Here is a 21,362-nt window from a genome sequence, read left to right on the forward strand (position 1 = left end):
CACAGGCTTCAGCTAGTTTACGCCCTCCACCATCGCGAGATCCCCCATGGCCGAAGCCGCTGCCGCCCGTCCCGCCCCCTCCTTCCCCTGGCTGATCGTCATTTGCGGCTGCATCATCGCCGCCCTCACCTTCGGTCCCCGTTCGGCCATGGGCTTCTTTCAGCTTCCGATGCTGGAAGAGAAGGGCTGGGACCGCACCACCTTCGGCCTCGCCATGGCCCTGCAGAACCTGCTCTGGGGCATCGGACAGCCCGTCTTCGGCGCCATCGCAGACCGTTTCGGCACCTGGCGCGTGCTGGCGCTTTCCGGCCTTCTCTACGCACTCGGCCTGTTCCTCATGGCGACCGCCGAGAGCGAGGCGATGCTGCATATCGGCGGCGGCGTGCTCGTCGGCCTCGGCGTGGCTGCCGGTTCCTTCTCCATCGTGCTCGCCGCCTTCGCCCGCAACGTGCCGGCGGAAAGCCGCAGCCTCGTCTTCGGCATCGGCACGGCGGCGGGCTCGGCCGGCATGTTCCTCTTCGCACCCATCAGCCAGGGGATGATCGATGCCTATGGCTGGTCCGACACGCTCGTCTACATGTCGATCGCCATGCTGGTCGTCCCCGTGCTCGCCATCCCGCTTATCGGCAACTCGAAGAGCGGCAGGGTGCAGCAGGTCGAGTTCGAGCAGACGTTCGGAGCAGCGCTCCGCGAGGCCTTCGCCCATCGCAGCTTCATGCTGCTCGTCTCCGGCTTCTTCGTCTGCGGTTTTCAGGTGGCCTTTATCACCGCGCATTTCCCCGCCTATATCGGTGATATCGGCATCGATGCGCGCTATGCGGTGATCGCTCTGGCATTGATCGGCTTCTTCAACGTCATCGGCTCGCTCGCCTCTGGCTTCATCGGCCAGCGCTACCCGAAGCCCGCCTTCCTGGCGCTGATCTACATCGGACGCTCGATCGCGGTGACGGCCTTCCTCCTCCTGCCGCAGACGCCCACCACCGTGATCGTCTTCGCCATCGTCATGGGGCTCTTGTGGCTGTCGACCGTGCCGCCCACCAACGCGCTCGTCGCCGTCATGTTCGGCACGCGCTATCTCGGCATGCTGGGTGGCATCGTCTTCTTCTCGCATCAGGTCGGCTCCTTCCTGGGCGTGTGGCTGGGCGGCTATCTCTACGACCAGTTCGGCTCCTACGATGCAGTGTGGTGGCTGGGCGTGGCGCTCGGCATCTTCGCTGCGGCGGTGCACTGGCCGATCCAGGAGAAGCCGGTCGACAGGCCGGCGATGGCAGCGGCGGAGTAGCGGCTGGCGCAATTGTCCAAATTGGCAGACATCATCAACGCACTCGAGGCGCAGTCGTGGTCAAGCTGGGTCTATCTCGATGACGCGGCCACCCTTACCGGTGAAACCGACGTTCTGGTCATAGACCCTGATGAAGCGGAGCTGGGCAACGACGACTTCACACCCCTCGTGGTCCAAGAGGCAGGATATTCTGAGTTCTTGTCCATCGCTGACATGCAATCGGTGGTCAGCAATCTCTCGCAGCAGATATCCGAGCCGTCCCTCGATCAAAAGATACAGGCGCTGCAGCACTATTTTGCAAATGATGCGTTCATCAGAATTGGGTAATGAGCCAGCTCGATACGCGCAAGACGCTTAAGCCGATCCCAACCTTCCGCAACGAAGCCGAAGAACGGCTATTCTGGGAAACGCACGCCTCGGTGGACTATGTGGACTGGAGCAACGCGGAGCGCGTGCCTCCCTCCCAAGCTCAGGCGTCAGGAGGAAGGGAACACCTCCTGCCGAAGGCTGCGCGTAAGCGCTGAAAGGAGCCCCGTGCGCGCTTCCGGTTCGGCGAGCCCGCGCGGCTCGTAGACATGGCGGTGGAGAAAGAAGCCGGTCAGCGCGAAGGCCTGGGCGAGCGCTTCACCGTCGCAGCCCGTCTCGCCGCCCGCCAGCAGGAACGCCGGCAGCGGCAAAAGCTTGTCGCGCCACGCCTCCCCCGCCTCACGGCTGGCCGCCCTGCCCGTCTTCGGCGACACATAGGCGAGGTCCTCACCGCTTCCCGTCAGCGCGCATCGGGAAAGGTCGAGGCCAAAGCCCAGTTCCTCCAGAACGGCAAGCTCGAAGCGGGCGACCAGCGGGCCGGCCACGGCCGCGTCGTCGAGATGGGCGGAGACGACGCGAAGCGTCTCGAAGAGGCCGGGGTGCGGGTCGCGCTCGGGCAGAAGGCGCAAGTGGGCGGCCAGCACCTGGATGCCGTAGACGGCAACAGCCGAATCGAGGAGACGGGCGGCGTTCAGCTCCACCGGTTCGACCTGAAAGGTGCCCAGATGCTCGTCGAGCCGCGCGCGCCAGGTGATTTCCACCCGGTTGCCCGGCTGCAGGACGGGCTGCATCTTGCGCGAGCGGCCGCCGCGCACGAGACCGAGATGGCGCCCGTGGGCAGTCGTCATCACCTCCAGGATGGCGCTGGTCTCGCCATGCCGGCGGGTGCCGAGGATGATGCCTTCGTCGTGCCATTCCATGGCACGGTTTTCCTCCCCTCACTCGGGGAATTCAAGGCCCATCTCTCGGAAACGCTCGGGGTCGTCGCCCCAGCCGCTGCGCACCTTGACGAAAAGGAACAGATGCACCTTCTGCTCCAGGATCGCCGCCATCTCCTCGCGCGCGGCCTGGCCGATGGCGCGGATGGAAGCCCCTTTGTGGCCGAGCACGATCTTCTTCTGGCTGTCGCGCTCGACATAGATCACCTGCTCGATGCGCACCGAGCCGTCTTTCCTCTCCTCCCACTTCTCCGTCTCCACATGGGCAGCATAGGGGAGTTCCTGGTGCAGGCGCAGATAGAGCTTTTCGCGGGTGATCTCGGCGGCGAGCTGGCGCATGGGCAGATCGGAGATCTGGTCTTCGGGATAGTACCATGGCCCCTCGGGCAGCCTTTCGGCCAGATAGGTCATCAGATCATCGCAGCCCGAGCCGGTGAGCGCGGAGATCATGAAGGTGCGCTCGAAATCGGCCCGCTTGTTGGCCTCGTCGGCGAGCACCAGAAGCGTTTCGCGTTTCACCCGGTCGATCTTGTTGAGGATCAGCACCTTGGGCTGGCGGACATTGGCGAGGTTGTCGAGGATGGCTTCGGAATCGCCGCGAATGCCACGCTCGGCATCGATGATCACAGCGATGATGTCGGCATCCCGGGCGCCTCCCCAGGCGGTCGTCACCATGGCGCGGTCGAGCCTTCGGCGCGGCCGGAAGATGCCGGGCGTATCCACGAATACGATCTGCGCATTATCATGAATGGCGATGCCCCGGATCAGCGCCCGGGTGGTCTGCACCTTATGGGTAACGATGGAGACCTTGGCGCCGACCAGCCGGTTGAGCAGCGTCGATTTGCCGGCATTGGTGGCGCCGATCAGGGCGACAAAGCCGGAGCGGGTGGCGATCCCGCCACTATCCTGCGAAGGCTCGACGGGTTCACTCATGACGCTTCATCCAATGGTTCCCAAACGCCCTCGCGCACCAGAACCTCGGTGGCGGCGGCCTGTTCCGCCTCGCGCTTGGAGCGGCCGCGGCCGCTGCCTTCCGCATAGCCGGCGATCTCGACTGCCACGGTGAAAATGGGGTCGTGGTCAGGTCCGTCACGCCCATCGATCCGGTAGACTGGCGTGGCACCGGAGGCCCGGTGCGCCCATTCCTGGAGGGCCGTCTTGGGATCGCTGCGCGCCGCACCTGCCGCCTTCGAACGTTCTGTCCAGTGGGTGCGAATGAAGCGGCTTGCCGCTTCCAACCCGTTGTCGAGGTAGATGACGGCGATGAGCGCCTCCATCACGTCGGCGCGCATGTTGATCTGCTTTGTCGGGGCGCGCGAGCGCAGGTCGCTGCCGGTCCGTATCAGCGTATCCAGGCCCAACTCGTCGGTGATCGCGGCGAGCGTATCGGCGTTGACCAGCGCGTTGAGGCGCACCGAAAGCTCGCCCTCCGGCGCCTCGGGAAAGGTCTCATAGAGCATTTCGGCGACGACGAGGCCAAGCACCCGGTCGCCAAGGAACTCCAGCCGCTGATAGTCGACACCCGCCTTGCTGCGCGCGCTCGAATGCGTGAGCGCACTTTCCAGGAGGCGCGCGTTGCGGAAGGCGACGCCGGTGCGCTGTTCGGCCGCCTCGGCCAGCCGCTCTCCCGTCAGACGCTTGGCTGCCATGGCCTTGCCGCTAATCGACCCAGGTGAAGAAGCGCGTGGGGCGGATTTCGGTCGGCCACTTCCAGATCTCCAGGGGGCTGACGCCGCCGGCGATGGAGAAGAAGATGATGTTGGCGCGGCCGACGAGGTTCTCCGCCGGCACGAAACCGACGGAGAAGCGGCTGTCGGTGGAGTTGTCGCGGTTGTCGCCCATCATGAAGTAATGCCCCTCGGGCACGACGAATTCGCGCGTGTTGTCGCCGACGGAGTTGGGCGACAGGTCGAGCGTCTCGTAAGAAATGCCATTGGGCAGCGTCTCGCGATAGACATCGACCGGCCGCGTCATCTCGGTGATGTCGGGATTGTCGATCTCGCCGACCTTTTCACGCTCCACCGGTGCATCATTGATGTAGAGCTGGCCCTCGCGCACCTGGATGCGGTCGCCCGGCAGGCCGATCACCCGCTTGATATAGTCGAGCGAGGGGTTGGGCGGGAACTTGAAGACGACCACGTCGCCACGCTCCGGCTCCGAGCCCCAGATCCGCCCGGAAAAGATGGGCGGCGAGAAGGGAAGCGAGTAGCGGGAATAGCCGTAGGCCCATTTGGTGACGAACAGATAGTCACCCTCCAGCAGCGTCGGACGCATGGACCCCGAAGGGATGGAGAAAGGCTGGAAAAGCAGGGTACGGATGACGAGTGCCAAGAGCAGCGCCTGGACAATGACGCTGACAGTCTCGCCAAGACCGCCTGATTTTTTCCGGGATTTGTCGGCCACGCTCATGTCGTCCTCGGTTCGGGGCAGCGGGCCGAACATCTCCGCGGCCCTTTTTGCGATTCGTCTTATCGGCTCATACCGCTCACGGCAATGCGCTCACGCACGCGTGTTGCCCTTTGTCACACGTCCGCAACGGCTTCAATGATGACGAAAGCCTGAGCCAGGGGGAAGTCGTCGGTGATGGTCACGTGAACGAGCGCCTTATGGCCGGGCGGCATTATGGCTTCGAGCCTGGCCGCCGCGCCCCCGGTCAACTGCATGGTGGGCTTGCCGCCCGGCAGGTTCACCACGCCCATGTCGCGCCAGAAGACACCGCGCGACAGGCCGGTGCCAAGCGCCTTGGCGCAGGCCTCCTTGGCGGCGAAGCGCTTCGCGTAGGATGCCGCACGCTCGTGCCGGCGGTCCGACTTGGCGCGCTCGATCTCGGTGAAGACGCGATGGACGAACCGCTCGCCGTGACGCTCCAGCGTCCTTTCGATGCGGCGGATGTCGATGAGGTCACTACCAAGGCCGATAATCATGAAACCTCAACCCGCCATCGCGCTGGACTGCTCAAGCGCCCGCCGCCGTGCCTTTTCGGCCAGGCGCTTGCGCCGCTGCTCGCGGAAGGTGACGGTGCCCCAGCGCGTGAGGATGTAGACAGCGAGGCCTACGACGAGGCCCAGAGGCAGCGAGCCGACCGCCATCGGCTTCAGGAAAGGCTGCCACAGGCTTGAAAACTCCATGTGCCACAAAAGATGACCGATGTCCCTCGGTCCAATGCCGGTCGGATGGCGGCCGTAGAGGATGAGCTTGCCGAGCTCCAGCGTGGCCCCCCAGATGAAGGGAAAGGTAAGCGGGTTGCCGACGGCGGTGCCGATGGCCGAGGCCACCAGGTTGCCGCCGATGATCCAGGCAATGGCTGCCGCGAGCAAGAAGTGGAACCCGAGAAATGGGGTGAAGGAGGCGAAGACGCCTGCAGCGATGCCGGCGGCGATCGCATGCGGCGTCGCCCGCAGCCGCAGCGCACGCTTTACGAAATATTGAGCCGAGCGCCAGAACGAGCGCCGGGGCCACACCAGCATCCTCACTCGCTCGCCAAGATCCACGCTTTTCCTTCGTTTGAACAGCATCTTCGTCTACCACACCCCACGGGCCATTTCGGCCAGCGCTCCCCGGGGCCGAGCATAAGCCGCTCCTGTTAACAGGGTCTTCCACAATACGGCCGCCAAGGGTTTTGACCTCTTATGTAATGTCGGATCGTGCAAGGAAAACAGGCAACCTGCCACGCGCGCCGCAAAGGCCGCGTTTGCAGCTCCAATAGCGGGGGCTGGAGGCGGAAATGAGGCTCCGCTACCCATTCACCCGGCGCACGTCGCTCACGCAGGCCGTCTCCTTGAGCTGGGAGACAAGGCGGTTCAGGTGCTTCAGGTCCCAGACCTCGAGATCGAAGATCATCTCGGTGAAGTCGGGTGCGGTGCGCCCCATGGAGAGCGTGTGGATGTTGGCGTCGTTGGTGGCGATCACCTGGGCGATGCTGGCAAGCGACCCCGGCTCGTTGATGGCGGTGATCGAAAGGCGCGCGGGAAAGCGCTCCTTCATGTTCTCGTCGATGTCCCAGCGCACGTCGATCCAGCGCTCCGGCTGGTCGTCGAAGGCGGTCAGCGCCGGCGACTGGATGGGATAGATGGTGATGCCGGAGCCCGGCTGCAGGATGCCGACGATGCGGTCGCCCGGCACCGCCCCCTCCGGGGCGAAACGCACCGGCAGGTCACCCGACACACCCCGGATCGGCAGCGCTCCGTTTTCGCCGGCGGCAGGCCCGTCCTTGCCCTTGTCCTTGCGGCTGCGCCGTGAAGAGCGGCCTGGGATCTGGAACAGCATGCCGGCGGCATTGCGCAGGTTGAACCAGCCCTCCTCACGCGCCTTCGGGCTCTGGGTGACGCGTTCGTCCTTGTAATCAGGAAAGACCGCATGGACGACGTCCTGCGACGACAGTTCCCCGCGCCCGACGGCCGCCAGCACGTCCTCCACGTCCTTGCGGGCAAGCCGGTGCAGCACCGGCCTCAGCGCATCCTTGGCGTAGGTCTTGCCGGCGCGCTCGAAGGCGCGCTCCAGAATGCGCGCGCCAAGGCCGGAATACTGCTTGCGGATGGCATTCTTGGTGGCGCGCCTGATCGCCGAGCGCGCCTTGCCGGTCACCACCACCGATTCCCAGGCCGCCGGCGGCACCTGCGCCTTGGAGCGGATGATCTCCACCTCGTCGCCATTCTTCAGTTCCGTCATCAAGGGCATGATGCGGCCGTTGACCTTGGCGCCGACGCAGGTGTCGCCGACATCGGTGTGAACCGCATAGGCGAAATCGATGGGCGTGGCGCCGCGCGGCAGGGCGATCAGCCTGCCCTTGGGCGTGAAGCAGAATACCTGGTCCTGGAACAGCTCCAGCTTGGTGTTCTCCAGGAAATCTTCCGGATTGTCGCCCTCCGACAGCGCTTCGATGGTGTGCCTGAGCCATGCATAGGCATTGGTGTCCTTGGAGATCCGGTGGCCGGGGCCGTTGGGCTTGGAGCCGAAATCCTTGTAGAGCGAGTGCGCGGCAACCCCGTATTCGGCGACGGTGTTCATCTCGCGGGTGCGGATCTGCAGCTCAACGCGCTGGCGCGACGGCCCGACGATGGTGGTGTGGATCGACCGGTAGTCGTTCTGCTTGGGCGTCGAGATGTAGTCCTTGAAGCGCCCGGGCACCATCGACCACGTGGAATGGATGGCTCCCAGCGCGCGATAGCAGTCGTCCACGGTGTCAACGACGACGCGGAAGCCGAAGATGTCGGAAAGCTGCTCGAAGGAGAGTGCCTTGGTCTCCATCTTGCGGAACACCGACCATGGCTTCTTCTGGCGGCTCTTCACCGTCGCCTTGATCTTGTATTTCTCGAAAAGCTTGGCGAGCGCCTCCTCGATCTCGGAGATGACGCCGCGATTGCGCTCCAGAAGGTCGGCAAGCCGTTCGGTGACCGCGTGGAAGGCCTCCGGGTTGATATAACGGAAAGCCAGTTCCTCCAGCTCCTCGCGCATGTCCTGCATGCCCATGCGCCCGGCCAGCGGCGCATAGATCTCCATAGTCTCCTCGGCGACCCTCAGCCGCTTGTGCACCGGCACGTGGTCGAGCGTGCGCATGTTGTGCAGACGGTCGGCCAGTTTGACGAGGAGCACGCGGACATCCTCGGAGACGGCCAGCAGCAGCTTGCGCAGGTTCTCCGCCTGTGCGGCCTTGGTGGAGACGAGGTCGAGCTTCTTCAGCTTGGTCAGGCCCTCGACGAGGCGGCCGATATCGGGGCCGAACAATTCGTCTATCTCGGCGCGGGTGGCCGAGGTATCCTCGATGGTATCGTGCAGGAGAGCCACCGTGATAGTCGACTCGTCCAGATGCATGTCGGTGAGGATGGCGGCGACTTCGAGCGGGTGCGAGAAATAAGGATCGCCCGAGGCGCGCTTCTGGTGGCCATGCTTCTGCATGGCATAGACATAGGCTTTGTTCAGGAGCGCCTCGTTGACGTCAGGCTTGTAGCGCTGCACGCGCTCGACAAGCTGGTACTGACGCATCATGGGCGGCTTCTCCTCATACACAAAACATGCGCCGCGTCAGCCACGCGGCGCATATCGACGTTGCATCGGCAGGATAGGCCTGTGCGGACCGCCGCGAAAGAGCGCGGGCCGTGCGGACGATCAGAAATCGTCGCTCTTCTCCGGGGGCACGAGCCCCTCGATGCCGGCAAGCAGCTCTTCCTCGCTCATGCGGTCGAAGGACACGCTTTCCTCTTCCGATGCCTCGGCTTCCGGCGCGGCTTCGGGCTGGTCGGCGATGACCGGCAGGTCGGCCTCCGGCTCGTCCACCTCCACATGCTTCTGCAGGGAGTGGATAAGCGCCTCCTTCAGGTCGCCGGGCGACAGCGTCTCCTCGGCGATCTCGCGCAGCGCCACGACGGGATTCTTGTCGTTGTCGCGGTCGATGGTGATCTGCTCGCCCTGGGAGACCTGGCGCGCCCGGTGGCTGGCGAGGAGCACGAGGTCGAAGCGGTTCTCGACCTTGTCAATGCAGTCTTCAACGGTGACACGGGCCATTGTCTGCCCCTTTCATTGCACAAAACTTGCGGGAAAACCTGCGGGGTCATTAGCTTTTCCGGATGCAAAATACAAGGCTTCCATGCGAGATGCGACGAGCCGCCGCCTCATCTGCCTGTCATGCCGGATCGACATTCACGCAAGCTTGATAATTTTTCACCCACTATAACTAATTTGCATTGGCATGATTACAAGTCCGCACTATGTCAACGGATATCTGAACCATTCGGCGCCGGCTGTGTTAAGTGGCGCCACGAGCTATTCCTGCGCAGCCGATTGCCACGAAGGATATTTGTACCATGTTCGATCCACGCGAAAAGATCGCTATGTTCATCGACGGCGCGAATCTTTACGCCACATCACGCGCTCTCGGATTTGACATAGACTACCGCAAGCTGCTTTCCAGCTTCCAAAAGCGTGCCTATCTGCTCCGCGCCTACTATTACACCGCTCTGGTGGAGGATCAGGAGTACTCTTCCATCCGTCCGCTCATCGACTGGCTCGACTACAACGGCTACAAGGTGGTGACCAAGCCCGCCAAGGAGTTCACCGATTCCACCGGCCGCCGGAAGATCAAAGGCAACATGGACATCGAGCTGGCGATCGACGCGCTCGAGCTCGTCGACGTGGTGGACCATTATGTGCTGTTCTCCGGCGACGGCGATTTCCGCACGCTGGTCGAGGCCTTGCAGCGCAAGGGGCGTAAGGTGAGCATCGTCTCCACCATCCAGTCGCAGCCGCCGATGATCTCCGACGAGCTGCGCCGGCAGGCGGACACCTACATCGACCTCGCCTCGCTGCAGGCAGACATCGGGCGTGACCCGTCCGAACGTCCCATTCGCCGCAACGAGCCGCACGATTTCGAGCCCAACGACGCCGAATGAGCCCTAGCCCGTATTTCTCACACTCCTTGCGCCCTGCGTCGCATTGTGGCGAGACGGATGCGGGTAAAAGGCGCGCAGGGCGTATCGGGCATACGTTCAAGCGGCTTTCGCCCGTAGGCGGCCGCCAGAACGCGACCCTTCGGGCCAGCCGAGAATGGTGACAGTGTGCGTCGAATGGCTTGGGCGATCGACCACATCGCGCCGCGCCGTTCTCCTACTCTGTCGCCATTCTCGGCTGGCGCAGGGAGCAAGGAGTGTCAGAAATGCGGACTGACGCCGAGCCGCCCCGGGACTGCTCCCATTGCCCGCGTCTGGGCGCCTTCATCGCCGGTTGGCGCGAACGCGAGCCGGCATGGTTCAACGCGCCGGTGCCCACCTTCGCGCCGGCTGGCGGCGACGATGATGCGCGGCTCCTCATCGTCGGCCTTGCGCCGGGCCTGCGCGGCGCTAACCGAACCGGCCGCCCCTTCACCGGCGATTTCGCCGGCACGCTTCTCTACGAGACGCTGACCCGCTTCGGCTTCGCGCACGGCACCTTCGATGCACGCCCCGATGACGGGCTGGAGCTCGTCGACGCGGCCATCACCAACGCCGTGCGCTGCGTGCCGCCGGAGAACAAGCCAGTGGGCAGCGAGATCAACACCTGCCGCAAGCACTATCTCACGCCCACGCTCGAGCGCTTCACCAATCTCGAGGCAATCGTCACGCTCGGCACCATCGCCCACCAGTCGACGGTGCGCGCGCTAAGCCTCCCCGTCCGCGCCCTCCCCTTCGCCCACGGCGCCGTGCAGGACGCCGGCGGCATCCACATCTTCTCCAGCTATCACTGCTCGAGGTACAACACGAACACGGGTAGGCTGACGGAGGAGATGTTCGTGGAGGTGTTTCGGAGAGTGAGGGAGTTTTTGGGTGAGTAGTGAGTAGTGAGTAGTGAGTAGTGAGTAGTGAGGGAAATACTTCTGCCCTCCGAACAGAACACCCCGTCTTCACTATTCACCCCCTTACTTTCACCCCTTCTCCTTCAACAGCCGCGCCTTCTCCCGCGCCCAATCCCGCTTCTTCTCGGTCTCGCGCTTGTCGTGCAGCTTCTTGCCGCGGGCGATCGCCATCTGCAGCTTGGCGATGCCGCGCTCGTTGAAGTAGAGCTTCAGCGGCACCATGGTCATGCCTTCGCGGTCGACAGCCTGGGCCATGCGGGCGAGCTCCTTCTTGGAAACCAGGAGCTTACGGCGCCGGCGCGGCTCGTGGTTGAACCTGTTGCCGGCGAAGTATTCAGGGACGTAGGAATTGATGAGCCAGAGCTCGCCGCCCTCCACGGAGGCATAGGACTCCTGGATGTTGGCTTGCCCCTCGCGCAGCGACTTCACCTCCGTGCCGGTCAGTACGAGGCCCGCTTCCAGCGTGTCCATCACCTCATAGGCGAAACGCGCCTTGCGGTTCTCGGCAACGGTCTTGATGTTTGGGTTCTTGTCTTTGGCCATGAAGGGGGAATGCGCGCCGGCGCCGTCAGTTCATCAGCCCGGCGTGGACCATCGCCGCGTCGATCTTCTCGGCGGTCGAGGCCTCCACGGTCACGAGCGGCAGCCGGACGGTGTTCTCCACCTTTCCAAGGCGCGACAACGCATATTTCGCGCCGCAAAGTCCCGGCTCTATGAACAGTGCCTTGTGCAGCGGCATCAGACGGTCCTGCAGGTCGATCGCCTTTTCCTTGTCGCCGTTCAGCGTGGCTTCCTGGAATTCGGAGCACAGCCGCGGCGCCACGTTGGCGGTCACCGAAATTGCGCCGACGCCGCCATGGGCGTTGAAGCCGAGTGCGGAGGCATCCTCGCCGGAAAGCTGGATGAAGTCCTTGCCGCAGGTAAGACGCTGCTCCGACACGCGGTCGACCTTGGCGGTGGCATCCTTGACGCCGACGATGTTCTTGAAATCGGCGGCGAGCCTTCCCATCGTCTCGGGCGTCATGTCGATGACCGAGCGCGGCGGGATGTTGTAGATGAGGATCGGCAACTTGGTGGCACGCGCCACGGCCGCGAAGTGCTCGTAAAGGCCCTCCTGGTTCGGCTTGTTATAATAGGGCGTGACGACAAGCACTGCATCCGCCCCCACCTTTTCCGCATGCTCGACGAAACCGATCGCCTCGCGCGTCGAATTGGAGCCGGCGCCGGCGATGACGGGGACGCGGCCAGCCGCCGCCTCCACACAAAGCCGCACCACTTCGCGGTGCTCCTCATGAGTCAGTGTCGGGGATTCACCCGTCGTGCCCACCGGCACGAGGCCCTTCGAGCCTTCCTCGATCTGCCATTCGACAAACGCGCGGAAGGCGTCTTTATCCAGGCTTCCATCCTGACGAAACGGCGTCACGAGCGCTGTGATGGAACCCCTGAACATTTCCCGAAACTCCTCGATTGTGCTCCCGGCGCACCCCCTTCGACGGGCCGCCGACCGGGCTTCTACCCGATCATGGAGCGCGGCACCATAGTGTTGCCACGCTAAGCCCGCAAGAACCGCTTAGCGAATGGTTATTGGCACAGAGCCATCATGCCCGATAACCCTTCCTTAACGCGCTTTTCACTGCCCTCAAAATAGGATTGGGTAAGAATATCTGCGCATTCGTGGGATCGTTGGGTGGCAGAGTTGTTTAAGACGAAAGCGGCGCTGACGGCGTTGGCACTGGGGCTTTCCACACTGGGCATGGGGGCGCAGGCCGGAAGTCTCCCTGGCGAGGCACCGCTGCCCACGCCGCGCCCCTATGCGCCGCTGGACAAGGCGGCGATGGCCGCCTCGCTTCCCTTCGTCACCGGTATCCTCAATCCGCAAGGGGACCTGGCCTTGTTGAAACAGGGCCTTCAAGCGCTGTCCAAAGGGGACGTTTCGGCCGCCAGAAGGACCCGCGAAGCGCTTAAGGAGAGGTCTCTCGATCACGCGATCATGGGCTGGGCCATCGCCCTTTCCAATGCCAGGGGCGTGCGCAGCCGGGAGATCGCCGAGATCACAGAAGCCCTTCCCGGCTGGCCCGGCATGGCGCGGCTGCGCGCCAACAGTGAACGCGCACTCTACCGCGAGAACCTGCCCCCCAGCGAGGTCATTGCCGCCTTTGGCGGCAAGCGCCCCGCCACCTATGAAGGAACCATAGCGCTCGCCCGCGCGCATACCGCCCTTGGCGACGAAGAGGCGGCCCGCGGCGCGGTGCTCTCCCCTTTCTGGCGCAGCGAAAAGCTGGAGCTGAAGGAGGAAATGGCGATCCTGAAGGAATTCGGCGGCGTGATACCGGCGGCGGACCACCGCCACCGGATGGAGCGCATGTTGTACGGTGACCGCATACGCTCGGCGGAACGGGTGGCGAAACGCGCCGGCGGCGAGGCGCTGACCCGCGCATGGGCAGCCGTCATCCGAAACCAGCGCGAGGCGGGCAAGCTGCTCGACGCGGTGCCGGAGAGCGAACGCACGGCCGGTTACGTGTTCGCCAAGGCGCGCTATCTGCGCAGGACCGGGAAGTTCCACGAGGCAGCGGAGGTGATGCGGTCGGCCCCGCGGGACGTTGCGAAGCTGGTCGATCCGGACGTCTGGTGGTTCGAGCGGCGAGTGCTGTCGCGCGAGCTCCTGGATATCGGCGAGGCGAAAACAGCCTACCGGATCGCCGCCGCCCATGTCGGTGGAAGCCGGACAAGCAAAGCGGATGCGGAATTCCATGCCGGCTGGTATGCGCTGCGCTACCTTGACGATGCCGAGACTGCCGCCCGCCATTTCGCCCGCATCGCCGACATCGCCGACGGGCCGATTTCCCGCGCGCGTGCCTTCTATTGGCTTGGCCGGGCGGCGGAGGCGGGCGGGCCCGGAGACGCCGAGGGCTACTATCAACAGGCCGCTGCCTATGGCACCGCCTTCTACGGCCAGCTCGCCGCCGCCAAGCTCGACCGCTCCATCCTCGACGCCGCCCATCCGGAGCCGACGGACCTGGAGCGCCGACAGTTTGCCGGACGCAGGATCGTACAGGCGATCCGGCGGCTGGAGGCGGCCGATCAGTACCGCTATGCCGGCATCCTCTATCGCGATCTTGCCGAGGAGCTTTCGAGCACCGGTGAGTTGACGCTTCTGGCGGCGATGGCGGAGAGCCGTGACAACCATTACCTGGCGCTGCGCATCGGCAAGGCCGCCGCCAGCCGCGGCCTGGAGATCGGCATGCTGGCGCATCCGGTGGGCGCCATACCGGCAAGCGCTTCCGTCTCGGACGCCGGCAAGGCGCTCGCCTACGCCATTGCGCGGCAGGAGAGCGAGTTCAACACGGGTGCGGTTTCCAGCGCCGGCGCGCGCGGGCTTCTGCAGCTCATGCCGGGGACGGCCAAGGCCATGGCGCGGAAAGCGGGCCTCGCCTACTCCGCCCCCCGGCTCACCACCGATGCCGGCTACAACACAACGCTCGGCTCGGCCTACCTCAGCGAACAGCTCGGCCGCTTCGACGGCTCCTATATTCTTACCTTCGTCGGCTACAATGCCGGCCCGCGCCGCGCCCAGGAATGGATCAAGCGCTACGGCGACCCGCGCGGCGCGCCCATCGACGAGGTGGTAGACTGGATCGAACGTATTCCCTTCACCGAAACGCGTCACTACGTGCAGCGCGTGATGGAGAACTATCAGGTTTACAAGATGCGGTTGACCGGCCGCTTCGACATCGAGAAGGATCTGGTGGAGGGACGCTGAAGAGCCGACACGGATGGGGAGCGGGGCTTTGGGGGACGGTTTTTCCGATTTTTTCTACACGTCCAACGATGGGCTGAGGCTGCACGCCCGCATCTACGGCAATAGGCAGGACGACAGGCCGCCCGTGGTCTGCCTGCCCGGCCTGACGCGCAACGCCGGCGATTTTCACGCCCTTGCCCTTGCACTCTCAGGCAACGAAAAGACGCCGCGCCAGGTCATCGCTTTCGATTATCGCGGGCGCGGCCGGTCGGAGTATGACCGCGACTGGCGCAACTACACGATTGCGACCGAGGCCGCCGATATTTCCGCCGGGCTGACGGTGCTGGGCGTCGAATATGCCACCTTCTTCGGCACCTCGCGCGGTGGGCTCATCATCATGGCGCTGGCGGCAATGCGGCCGGCGGCGCTGAAGGCGGCGGTGCTCAACGATATCGGGCCTGTCGTCGAGGGGGCGGGGCTGGCGCATATCCGCAGCTATCTGGAGAACGCGCCGAAGCCGCAGAGCATCGAGGAGGCCGTCCGCCTGCAGAAGGCGACGCACGGGCAGGCCTTCTCCGCACTTTCTAAGGCGGACTGGGAACGCCACACGCGGGCCCTCTACCGCACGGAAAACGGCCGCCTTACGGCCGACTACGACCCGCGCCTCGTCAAGACGCTGCGGGAAATAGACCTCAGCCTGCCGCTGCCGGCCATCTGGCCGCAATTCGAGGGGCTGGGAGGCATCCCGGTGCTCGCGATCCGCGGCGCCAACTCGGCGCTTCTGTCGGCCGAGACTTTCGCGGAGATGGCGCGCCGGCACCCGCGCCTCGAGCCGATCACCGTCGAGGGCCAGGGTCACGCGCCACTTCTGGAGACGGCCGACCTGCCACGCCGCATCAGCGCCTTCCTGGCACGCGCCGAAAAGGCAGCGCGGTAAGGCGAACGGAACCAGCAAAGAAAAACCCGGCGGGCAAGCCCGCCGGGTTCTTTCAAGCCTGTCTTCTAACCGAGATTAGAAGTTGCGGTCGAAGCGCAGGAAGCCGCCGAAGTGACCGTCGTCGGCGCTGTCGCCATCGTAGTAGTTGACGGCGAGCTTGGTGTTGAAGTTCTCGACGAGCGCGTAGTCGATCACCGCACCAGCGGCCCAGTCGTCAGCACCGCTGAAGTGGTTGTCGGCGAAGTACTGAGCGCCGGCACCGACCGAGAGCCTCGGCGTGGCAGCAAACTTCAGGTAGCCGCCGGCCGACCACTCGTAACCGCCCACGCTGTCGGGATGACCGACCGAGTAGAAGTTGTCGTCGGACTCGTAGGTGCCCAGAAGCTCGAGCGAGATCTGCTCGGTGGCGTTGATCTTGGCGATCGCCTTGGCGGCCCACTCTTCGGCCGTGGCGTCGTAAGCGCCCCACAGGTTCACGCTGCCCCAGGCCTGAGCGACACCGAGGTTGCCGACCACGTTCGGCGTGTAGTCCTCGTTGTAGTCGGCCTCTTCGAGCGCCACGGTGACGAAGACGCCGTTGGCGGCATCGAAGGTGTAGCGGATGAAGTGGGCACGGTCGCCGCCGCCGCTATCGAACTCGCCGGAGAGGCCGGCGTCGTACAGCGTGTCGCTGAGACCCATGGCGAGGCCGCCGAGCGAGATGATGCCCTGCTGCAGACGGACGAAATTATCCGGGTCGCCAGCATCGTTGAAGATGCCGTTAATGCCACTCTGGGTGTCGGCGCGCAGTTCGATGAAGCCGCCGAGGGTGCCGAACTCGGTCTCCGAGCGGGCGTCGACGGTGAGCGTGCCACGGGCAAGCTTGCGCCAGCCGTCGTCTTCCTCGTCCCAGTCGATCTGGTAACGGACGTAGCCGCCGATCTTCAGGCAGGTCTCGGTCCCCGGGATGTAGAAGAAGCCTGCGCCGTAGACGTCACAGACGCGGACATATTCCATCGGCTCCGGCTCCGGAACGAAGATGGCATCGGCCGCCTGGGCGCCCGTCGTGGCGGCCATGGCGGCCGCGGAGCCAATGAGAAGGCTCTTAATGTTCATTTTCTGACCTCCAGTCAAAAGTTCTAAATACGGGTCTGGGCTTTTTGCTGAAGGACAGCGTTCCCTGCCCCATCCCCACTTACGAAAAAGTTGCGCCCCCGGCGCTCCTTCTTCTGTGGCGACATTACTCACGCCACGCCGGGGATCAACCGCGATTGCCGCGCCTGTGCCGTCACGCACACTCTATCGGCGATACCTGTTGCACAAAAGCCACGTTTGGAACGGCTACGGTAATAAATCCTTAAGATTACGGAGCGGCTTACGGTAATGCGCGCCGGAAATTTACCCCCTTTTCGCTTCGCCGGGCAACGCGAAAGGGCGAATCGTATGCATTGAACTTGCACCGGCGGGCGCCCATCTGCGTTTTCGTGGCCAGCGCGATTCGCGGCGCGGCCGGAAGGTGGAAGAGGCGCCTGGGGCGTTGCGGCCTCATTGTACTGTGCGAAGCATGCAAGACATGTTGATTGTGCCGCCGCTTTTCTTTATCCAGCCTGCCACGGAGAGGTGGCCGAGTGGTCGAAGGCGCTCCCCTGCTAAGGGAGTAGGCTCCAAAAGGGCCTCGTGGGTTCGAATCCCATCCTCTCCGCCAGCCTTCGCAAAGGGGGCTGCCAGACCGTTTCGCCGCCCTTGAACGCTCCTTTCCCTCGAAATCCGTCCTTTCCTCCGACAGCGCGGAATCTCCATTCCGATTCTGTCTCCAAGCAAAATCAATCACTTCCGACCTCCGGCTGCGATTCAGACTGGAGGTCAGAAAATGAACATTAAGAGCCTTCTCATTGGCTCCGCGGCCGCCATGGCCGCCACGACGGGCGCCCAGGCGGCCGATGCCATCTTCGTTCCGGAGCCGGAGCCGATGGAATATGTCCGCGTCTGTGACGTCTACGGCGCAGGCTTCTTCTACATCCCGGGGACCGAGACCTGCCTGAAGATCGGCGGATACGTCCGCTACCAGATCGACTGGTCCGAGGGCGACGACGGCTGGCGCAAGCTTGCCCGTGGCGACCTGACGATCGACGCCCGCTCGGAGACCGAGTTCGGCACTCTTGGTGGCTTCATCGAGTTCCGCGCTGATTCCTACTCGGGCATCTCGACGCCAGACTTCGCAGCGATCGATCCTGCCCTCGCTCCGCTGAGCAGCGTCGGTGCGGGTATCACCCGCGGCGTCTACCTGCAGCAGGCGATCATCTCGCTCGGTGGCCTCGCCATGGGTTACAGCGACACGCTGTATGACGCCGGTCTGTCGGGTGAATTTGATTCCGGTGGCGGTTCTTCCATCCACTTCATCCGCTACACGTTCGATGCCGCCAACGGCGTCTTCGTCACCGTGGCGCTTGAAGAGGCTGATGACAACCTCGACTACACGCCGAACGTGGTCGGCAATATCGGCGTAGCCCAGGGCTGGGGCGCTGTGAACGTCTGGGCCGCTTACGACGCCACGGCCGAAGAGTGGGCCGCCAAGGCGATCGCCAAGATCAACGCCACCGAGCAGCTCTCGCTCGAGCTTCTGGGCACCTATGAGTCCGACAGCAGCTTCTACTCGGTCACGCGCGGCGGCTACGAGTGGTCGGCCGGCGGCTACCTGAAGTTCGCCGCCACGCAGAGGCTCTCGGTCGGTGCCGGCGCTCAGTACTTCGCCGACAACCACCTCACCGGCAACGACGACTGGGCCGCTGGTGCGGTGATCGACTACGCGCTCGTCGAGAACTTCAACACCAAGCTCGCAATCAACTACAACGACGGCGACAGCTTCGACGACGGCACGTTCAGCGGCTTCATCCGCTTCGACCGCAACTTCTAAGCGGTCCAAACCTCGGCGCCCGGTGGCTTCGGCCACCGGGCGTTGCATCTCCGTTCTATCCCAAGTAGCCTTGTTATGGAATATAACTACACGTTAGTTCGTGTGATGGGGCATTAGGGGGGACTGAATGGTGACTTGGTGCAAAAAGGGGTGGTCTGTATTTTTCCCGTTGGGGAACGGTGCAAATGCAGAAGAGTGCAGCCATGGTTCACCAAAAAATTTCTGGGCTGGTGTCAAAAAAATAGCGGCCTTTATGGCCGGCGGCGCCAGACAAACGAGTTTAAGGCTGCAAGAGGACGGAGATGCGTCGCATACCACGGACACAGTCCGCGGTTACGCGATAACCTGCTGATAATACTGAATAATTTCTCCAGCAGAGCGTCTCGGTCACTATGTCTCAGAATCTGCATGCCGTTGGCAGCGACAACGATGAATGGGTCACGGGCCCGGTAGCCGATTATTCGGTGACGTTCAGCAGCACGCCGTTGCGGGTTGTCGATACGTTCAACCTCAAGGAGCTCTTCGCCAAATTCGGCGACGTTCTCTGGGAGCCGGGAAGACACAAATACAACGTGACCTCGTTCATCGGTGAACTGGATGAGCTGCTGCTCGGCAGGCGCTTCAGCGCCTTCGATCAGGAAACGCTCGACGACCTGATCGGCAAACTGCGCTCCCGCGGGAACAGCAATGCGACCATCAACAGAAAGATGGCAGCGCTGAGCAAGTTGCTGCGGAAGGCGTATAAGATGGGGTGCATCCACAGCCTGCCGGAGTTCCGGCGGCAGAAAGAGAGAGCGGGGAGGATCCGCTTCCTCGACATGGAAGAGGAGAAGAGGCTGTTCGCTGCCATCCGTACGCGCAGCGAAGATGCCTATAGGCTGTGCGTTTTCCTGGTCGACACGGGTTGCCGGCTGGGCGAGGCACTGGGTCTTACCTGGAACGACGTGCAGGGCGGGCGCGCCAGCTTCTGGATCACCAAATCCGCACGCAGCCGCACCGTTCCCATGACAGCCCGCGCGCAAAGCGCCGTAAAGATCCCCAAGAACGGGCACAAGGGCCCCTTCGCCATGCTGCAGCAGGCGCCTTTCCGTGCCATTTGGAACGAGGCCAAGGCCGAGGTCGGCCTGGGGAGCGATACCCAGGTGGTGCCGCACGTGCTGCGCCACACCTGCGCCTCCCGACTGGTACAGGGCGGAATCGACATGCGCCGTGTGCAAATGTGGCTCGGCCACCAGACCCTGCAGATGACAATGCGCTACGCTCACCTGGCGACAAGCGACCTCGACCCTTGCGTCGACGTGCTCGAATTGAGCTGCAGGAAGCCTGCGAAGAAAAGTGCCGCGGCTGGCTAAGGCGCGATGAGGTTCGTTCCGTGGGGGCGACGTTCCCCTCGCTTGCGACTTCTAACACTTAGCCTCCGCTTCGCTCCGGCTAAGTTATTGAAATCACTTTCTCTCCCGCAAGGGGAGAGATAGGCGCGAATTGCACCGTCTCGGCAAAATCTCCAGCGTTGGCGATTGCCGCAAAGGGTCATGCAAGCGTTATCTCTCCCCTTGCGGGAGAGAAAGCGATTTCTTGGGTTTAGCAAAGTTAAGTCCTTAGAAATCGCAAGTGAGGGGTAAAACCTCAGCCCCTACCGGATAGATCTCGGCAAACTGACGAAAGACCGGGAGTCATCCTCGTCGCCTAATCGCCGCATCCGCTTTGCACCGGCGCGCCAACCCTTTAAAGAAAACATTCCACCACGCCAAAAAACCCGAAATGCCTATGCCCCAGCGCCCTCCCCTCACTCCGCTTGTCGACAGCCTCCCCGCGACCGTGCCCTTCGTCGGGCCGGAAACGCAGGAGCGCAATCACGGGCGACCCTTCCGCGCCCGCCTGGGCGCCAACGAGAACGGCTTCGGCCCTTCGCCAAAGGTGGTCGAGGCGATGCGGGTAGCTGCACCCGACGTGTGGAAATACGGCGATCCGGAAAGCCACGACCTGCGGCAGGCACTGTCGGCCCTCCACGGTGTGGCGCCGGAAAACATCGTCGTCGGCGAAGGCATCGACGGGCTTCTGGGCCTCATCGTGCGGCAATATGCGGAGCCGGGCACGCCGGTCGTCACCTCGCTCGGCGCCTACCCCACCTTCAATTACCATGTGGCAGGCTTCGGCGCGCGGCTTGTCACCGTCCCTTATGAGGGCGACCGGGAGAGCCTGAACGGGCTGCTTGAGGCCGTGCGGCGCGAAGAGGCGCGCATCGTCTACCTCTCCAACCCGGATAACCCCATGGGCACCTGGTGGGAGGCGGACGAGATCGACCGCTTCATCGCCGCCCTGCCCGAGACCACCATGCTGGTGCTCGATGAGGCCTATTGCGAAACCGCTCCTGCCTCCGCTCTGCCGCCGCTCGAGCCTGCGCGGCCCAACGTCTTGCGCATGCGCACATTCTCCAAGGTCTACGGACTGGCGGGTCTGAGATGCGGCTATGCCATCGGCAAGGCCGAGGTGATCCGCGCCTTCGACAAGGTGCGAAACCATTTCGGCATGACGCGCATCACGCAGGCGGCAGCCCTTGCCGCACTCAACGACCGGGCGCATCTTGAATGGGTGGTCGACGCGGTCGACGCCTGCCGGCGGCGCCTCACGGCGATCGCCGAGGCGCACGGGCTTGCCGCCCTCCCCTCGGCGACCAATTTCGTCACCATCGACTGCGGCAGCGACGGCGCCTTCGCCATGCGGGTGCTCGAGGCGCTCGGCAAGCGCGACGTCTTCGTGCGCAAACCCATGGCGCCCGGCCTGGACCGCTGCATCCGCGTGAGCGTGGGGCCCGAGGCCGAGATCGCCGTGTTCGAGGCGGAGTTGGGTGGGGCGTTGGAGGCTGCGCAGCGCGTGGGTGAGTGGTGAGTAGAAATGACAATCTTGCTCGGGGGCACCAGAGATCACACCACTATTCCCCTCC

Annotated in this window: 21 protein-coding genes and 1 tRNA gene; 11 read left to right on the top strand and 11 right to left on the bottom strand. The window is 63.8% G+C overall.

Annotated elements, in window-relative coordinates; translation table 11 throughout:
• The first annotated feature begins 46 nt into the window (after positions 1-46).
• The 3 genes from N5A92_RS13160 to N5A92_RS13170 are packed head-to-tail and all read left to right on the top strand — an operon-like array spanning position 47 to position 1,806.
• On the top strand, positions 47-1,282 hold the full coding sequence (locus N5A92_RS13160; protein ID WP_260903358.1) for an MFS transporter: 1,236 nt from the start codon (positions 47-49) through the stop codon (positions 1,280-1,282).
• A 21-nt stretch (positions 1,283-1,303) separates the two neighbouring features.
• The gene (locus tag N5A92_RS13165) at positions 1,304-1,609 is read left to right on the top strand and encodes a DUF7716 domain-containing protein (protein WP_260903360.1); all 306 of its coding nucleotides are present in this window, start codon (positions 1,304-1,306) and stop codon (positions 1,607-1,609) included.
• Positions 1,609-1,806 carry a CopG family antitoxin gene (locus N5A92_RS13170; RefSeq protein ID WP_425248571.1) on the top strand — a complete coding sequence of 66 codons (198 nt, stop codon included), beginning with the start codon at positions 1,609-1,611 and terminating at the stop codon, positions 1,804-1,806. Before N5A92_RS13165 ends, N5A92_RS13170 begins: the two co-directional genes overlap by 1 nt.
• On the opposite strand, the gene recO is transcribed toward N5A92_RS13170, so the two are convergent.
• The 8 genes from recO to rpoZ all read right to left on the bottom strand — a co-directional run bounded on the left by recO (position 1,759) and on the right by rpoZ (position 9,027).
• A complete protein-coding gene (gene recO / locus N5A92_RS13175) occupies positions 1,759-2,508 on the bottom strand; it encodes a DNA repair protein RecO (protein WP_260903363.1) in 750 nt (249 codons plus the stop codon). The two genes, N5A92_RS13170 and recO, sit on opposite strands and share 48 nt — an antisense overlap.
• A gap of 18 nt (positions 2,509-2,526) precedes the next feature.
• Positions 2,527-3,459 carry a GTPase Era gene (gene era, locus N5A92_RS13180; RefSeq protein WP_260903365.1) on the bottom strand — a complete coding sequence of 311 codons (933 nt, stop codon included), beginning with the start codon at positions 3,457-3,459 and terminating at the stop codon, positions 2,527-2,529.
• Positions 3,456-4,175, bottom strand: coding sequence for a ribonuclease III (gene rnc / locus N5A92_RS13185; protein WP_260903368.1), 720 nt, complete (start codon positions 4,173-4,175; stop codon positions 3,456-3,458). The genes era and rnc overlap by 4 nt, the downstream gene beginning before the upstream one ends.
• A gap of 10 nt (positions 4,176-4,185) precedes the next feature.
• Positions 4,186-4,935 (bottom strand): signal peptidase I, encoded by a 750-nt coding sequence (lepB, locus tag N5A92_RS13190; RefSeq protein WP_260903371.1) that lies wholly within the window; start codon positions 4,933-4,935, stop codon positions 4,186-4,188.
• 113 nt (positions 4,936-5,048) lie between these two features.
• Complete coding sequence (gene acpS, locus N5A92_RS13195) at positions 5,049-5,450, bottom strand: holo-ACP synthase (protein ID WP_260903372.1); 402 nt, start codon at positions 5,448-5,450, stop codon at positions 5,049-5,051.
• A gap of 6 nt (positions 5,451-5,456) precedes the next feature.
• Positions 5,457-5,993, bottom strand: coding sequence for a DUF2062 domain-containing protein (locus N5A92_RS13200; RefSeq protein WP_425248572.1), 537 nt, complete (start codon positions 5,991-5,993; stop codon positions 5,457-5,459).
• 268 nt (positions 5,994-6,261) lie between these two features.
• Positions 6,262-8,511 (bottom strand): RelA/SpoT family protein, encoded by a 2,250-nt coding sequence (locus N5A92_RS13205; protein WP_260903375.1) that lies wholly within the window; start codon positions 8,509-8,511, stop codon positions 6,262-6,264.
• Positions 8,512-8,631: 120 nt separating this feature from the next.
• Positions 8,632-9,027, bottom strand: coding sequence for a DNA-directed RNA polymerase subunit omega (gene rpoZ, locus N5A92_RS13210; RefSeq protein ID WP_260903376.1), 396 nt, complete (start codon positions 9,025-9,027; stop codon positions 8,632-8,634).
• Between the two features lie 299 nt (positions 9,028-9,326).
• Here rpoZ and N5A92_RS13215 point away from each other — a divergent pair, with 299 nt between their 5' ends.
• Both N5A92_RS13215 and N5A92_RS13220 read left to right on the top strand, forming a co-directional pair.
• The gene (locus N5A92_RS13215; RefSeq protein WP_260903378.1) at positions 9,327-9,911 is read left to right on the top strand and encodes a LabA-like NYN domain-containing protein; all 585 of its coding nucleotides are present in this window, start codon (positions 9,327-9,329) and stop codon (positions 9,909-9,911) included.
• Positions 9,912-10,174: 263 nt separating this feature from the next.
• Positions 10,175-10,828, top strand: a complete 654-nt coding sequence (locus N5A92_RS13220; RefSeq protein WP_260903380.1) for a uracil-DNA glycosylase — start codon at positions 10,175-10,177, stop codon at positions 10,826-10,828.
• Between the two features lie 90 nt (positions 10,829-10,918).
• On the opposite strand, the gene smpB is transcribed toward N5A92_RS13220, so the two are convergent.
• Positions 10,919-11,392: an SsrA-binding protein SmpB gene (gene smpB / locus N5A92_RS13225; protein WP_260903385.1), complete on the bottom strand. Its 474-nt coding sequence runs from the start codon at positions 11,390-11,392 to the stop codon at positions 10,919-10,921.
• A 25-nt stretch (positions 11,393-11,417) separates the two neighbouring features.
• A complete protein-coding gene (gene dapA / locus N5A92_RS13230; RefSeq protein ID WP_260903386.1) occupies positions 11,418-12,299 on the bottom strand; it encodes a 4-hydroxy-tetrahydrodipicolinate synthase in 882 nt (293 codons plus the stop codon).
• 303 nt (positions 12,300-12,602) lie between these two features.
• Here dapA and N5A92_RS13235 point away from each other — a divergent pair, with 303 nt between their 5' ends.
• Entirely contained in the window at positions 12,603-14,609 is a 2,007-nt protein-coding gene (locus N5A92_RS13235) for a lytic transglycosylase domain-containing protein (RefSeq protein WP_260903624.1), read from the top strand.
• Positions 14,610-14,622: 13 nt separating this feature from the next.
• Positions 14,623-15,525: an alpha/beta fold hydrolase gene (locus N5A92_RS13240; protein WP_425248573.1), complete on the top strand. Its 903-nt coding sequence runs from the start codon at positions 14,623-14,625 to the stop codon at positions 15,523-15,525.
• Positions 15,526-15,600: 75 nt separating this feature from the next.
• On the opposite strand, the gene N5A92_RS13245 is transcribed toward N5A92_RS13240, so the two are convergent.
• A complete protein-coding gene (locus N5A92_RS13245) occupies positions 15,601-16,620 on the bottom strand; it encodes a porin (protein ID WP_260903388.1) in 1,020 nt (339 codons plus the stop codon).
• A gap of 498 nt (positions 16,621-17,118) precedes the next feature.
• Between N5A92_RS13245 and N5A92_RS13250 the strand changes: the two genes are divergently transcribed.
• The 4 genes from N5A92_RS13250 (at position 17,119) to N5A92_RS13265 (ending at position 21,307) form a co-directional block, all read left to right on the top strand.
• Positions 17,119-17,209: transfer RNA gene (locus N5A92_RS13250), tRNA-Ser, on the top strand.
• 165 nt (positions 17,210-17,374) lie between these two features.
• On the top strand, positions 17,375-18,418 hold the full coding sequence (locus tag N5A92_RS13255; RefSeq protein WP_260903389.1) for a porin: 1,044 nt from the start codon (positions 17,375-17,377) through the stop codon (positions 18,416-18,418).
• A 392-nt stretch (positions 18,419-18,810) separates the two neighbouring features.
• Complete coding sequence (locus N5A92_RS13260; RefSeq protein WP_260903390.1) at positions 18,811-19,770, top strand: tyrosine-type recombinase/integrase; 960 nt, start codon at positions 18,811-18,813, stop codon at positions 19,768-19,770.
• 415 nt (positions 19,771-20,185) lie between these two features.
• Positions 20,186-21,307, top strand: coding sequence for a pyridoxal phosphate-dependent aminotransferase (locus N5A92_RS13265; RefSeq protein WP_260903391.1), 1,122 nt, complete (start codon positions 20,186-20,188; stop codon positions 21,305-21,307).
• Positions 21,308-21,362: the final 55 nt, after the last annotated feature.

Source organism: Chelativorans salis (assembly GCF_025336525.1).
GTDB lineage: Bacteria > Pseudomonadota > Alphaproteobacteria > Rhizobiales > Rhizobiaceae > Chelativorans > Chelativorans salis.

What these genes read in the sequence shown, in the direction of transcription:
- lepB (WP_260903371.1), bottom strand. Translation starts at nt 4,935, where the DNA reads ATGAGCGTGGCCGACAAATCCCGGAAAAAATCAGGCGGTCTTGGCGAG.
- rpoZ (WP_260903376.1), bottom strand. Translation starts at nt 9,027, where the DNA reads ATGGCCCGTGTCACCGTTGAAGACTGCATTGACAAGGTCGAGAACCGC.
- N5A92_RS13160 (WP_260903358.1), top strand. Translation starts at nt 47, where the DNA reads ATGGCCGAAGCCGCTGCCGCCCGTCCCGCCCCCTCCTTCCCCTGGCTG.
- N5A92_RS13170 (WP_425248571.1), top strand. Translation starts at nt 1,609, where the DNA reads ATGAGCCAGCTCGATACGCGCAAGACGCTTAAGCCGATCCCAACCTTC.
- N5A92_RS13260 (WP_260903390.1), top strand. Translation starts at nt 18,811, where the DNA reads ATGTCTCAGAATCTGCATGCCGTTGGCAGCGACAACGATGAATGGGTC.
- N5A92_RS13205 (WP_260903375.1), bottom strand. Translation starts at nt 8,511, where the DNA reads ATGATGCGTCAGTACCAGCTTGTCGAGCGCGTGCAGCGCTACAAGCCT.
- rnc (WP_260903368.1), bottom strand. Translation starts at nt 4,175, where the DNA reads ATGGCAGCCAAGCGTCTGACGGGAGAGCGGCTGGCCGAGGCGGCCGAA.
- recO (WP_260903363.1), bottom strand. Translation starts at nt 2,508, where the DNA reads ATGGAATGGCACGACGAAGGCATCATCCTCGGCACCCGCCGGCATGGC.
- N5A92_RS13220 (WP_260903380.1), top strand. Translation starts at nt 10,175, where the DNA reads ATGCGGACTGACGCCGAGCCGCCCCGGGACTGCTCCCATTGCCCGCGT.
- dapA (WP_260903386.1), bottom strand. Translation starts at nt 12,299, where the DNA reads ATGTTCAGGGGTTCCATCACAGCGCTCGTGACGCCGTTTCGTCAGGAT.
- N5A92_RS13240 (WP_425248573.1), top strand. Translation starts at nt 14,623, where the DNA reads ATGGGGAGCGGGGCTTTGGGGGACGGTTTTTCCGATTTTTTCTACACG.
- smpB (WP_260903385.1), bottom strand. Translation starts at nt 11,392, where the DNA reads ATGGCCAAAGACAAGAACCCAAACATCAAGACCGTTGCCGAGAACCGC.
- N5A92_RS13235 (WP_260903624.1), top strand. Translation starts at nt 12,603, where the DNA reads ATGGGGGCGCAGGCCGGAAGTCTCCCTGGCGAGGCACCGCTGCCCACG.
- N5A92_RS13265 (WP_260903391.1), top strand. Translation starts at nt 20,186, where the DNA reads ATGCCCCAGCGCCCTCCCCTCACTCCGCTTGTCGACAGCCTCCCCGCG.
- era (WP_260903365.1), bottom strand. Translation starts at nt 3,459, where the DNA reads ATGAGTGAACCCGTCGAGCCTTCGCAGGATAGTGGCGGGATCGCCACC.
- N5A92_RS13200 (WP_425248572.1), bottom strand. Translation starts at nt 5,993, where the DNA reads ATGCTGGTGTGGCCCCGGCGCTCGTTCTGGCGCTCGGCTCAATATTTC.
- N5A92_RS13245 (WP_260903388.1), bottom strand. Translation starts at nt 16,620, where the DNA reads ATGAACATTAAGAGCCTTCTCATTGGCTCCGCGGCCGCCATGGCCGCC.
- acpS (WP_260903372.1), bottom strand. Translation starts at nt 5,450, where the DNA reads ATGATTATCGGCCTTGGTAGTGACCTCATCGACATCCGCCGCATCGAA.
- N5A92_RS13215 (WP_260903378.1), top strand. Translation starts at nt 9,327, where the DNA reads ATGTTCGATCCACGCGAAAAGATCGCTATGTTCATCGACGGCGCGAAT.
- N5A92_RS13255 (WP_260903389.1), top strand. Translation starts at nt 17,375, where the DNA reads ATGAACATTAAGAGCCTTCTCATTGGCTCCGCGGCCGCCATGGCCGCC.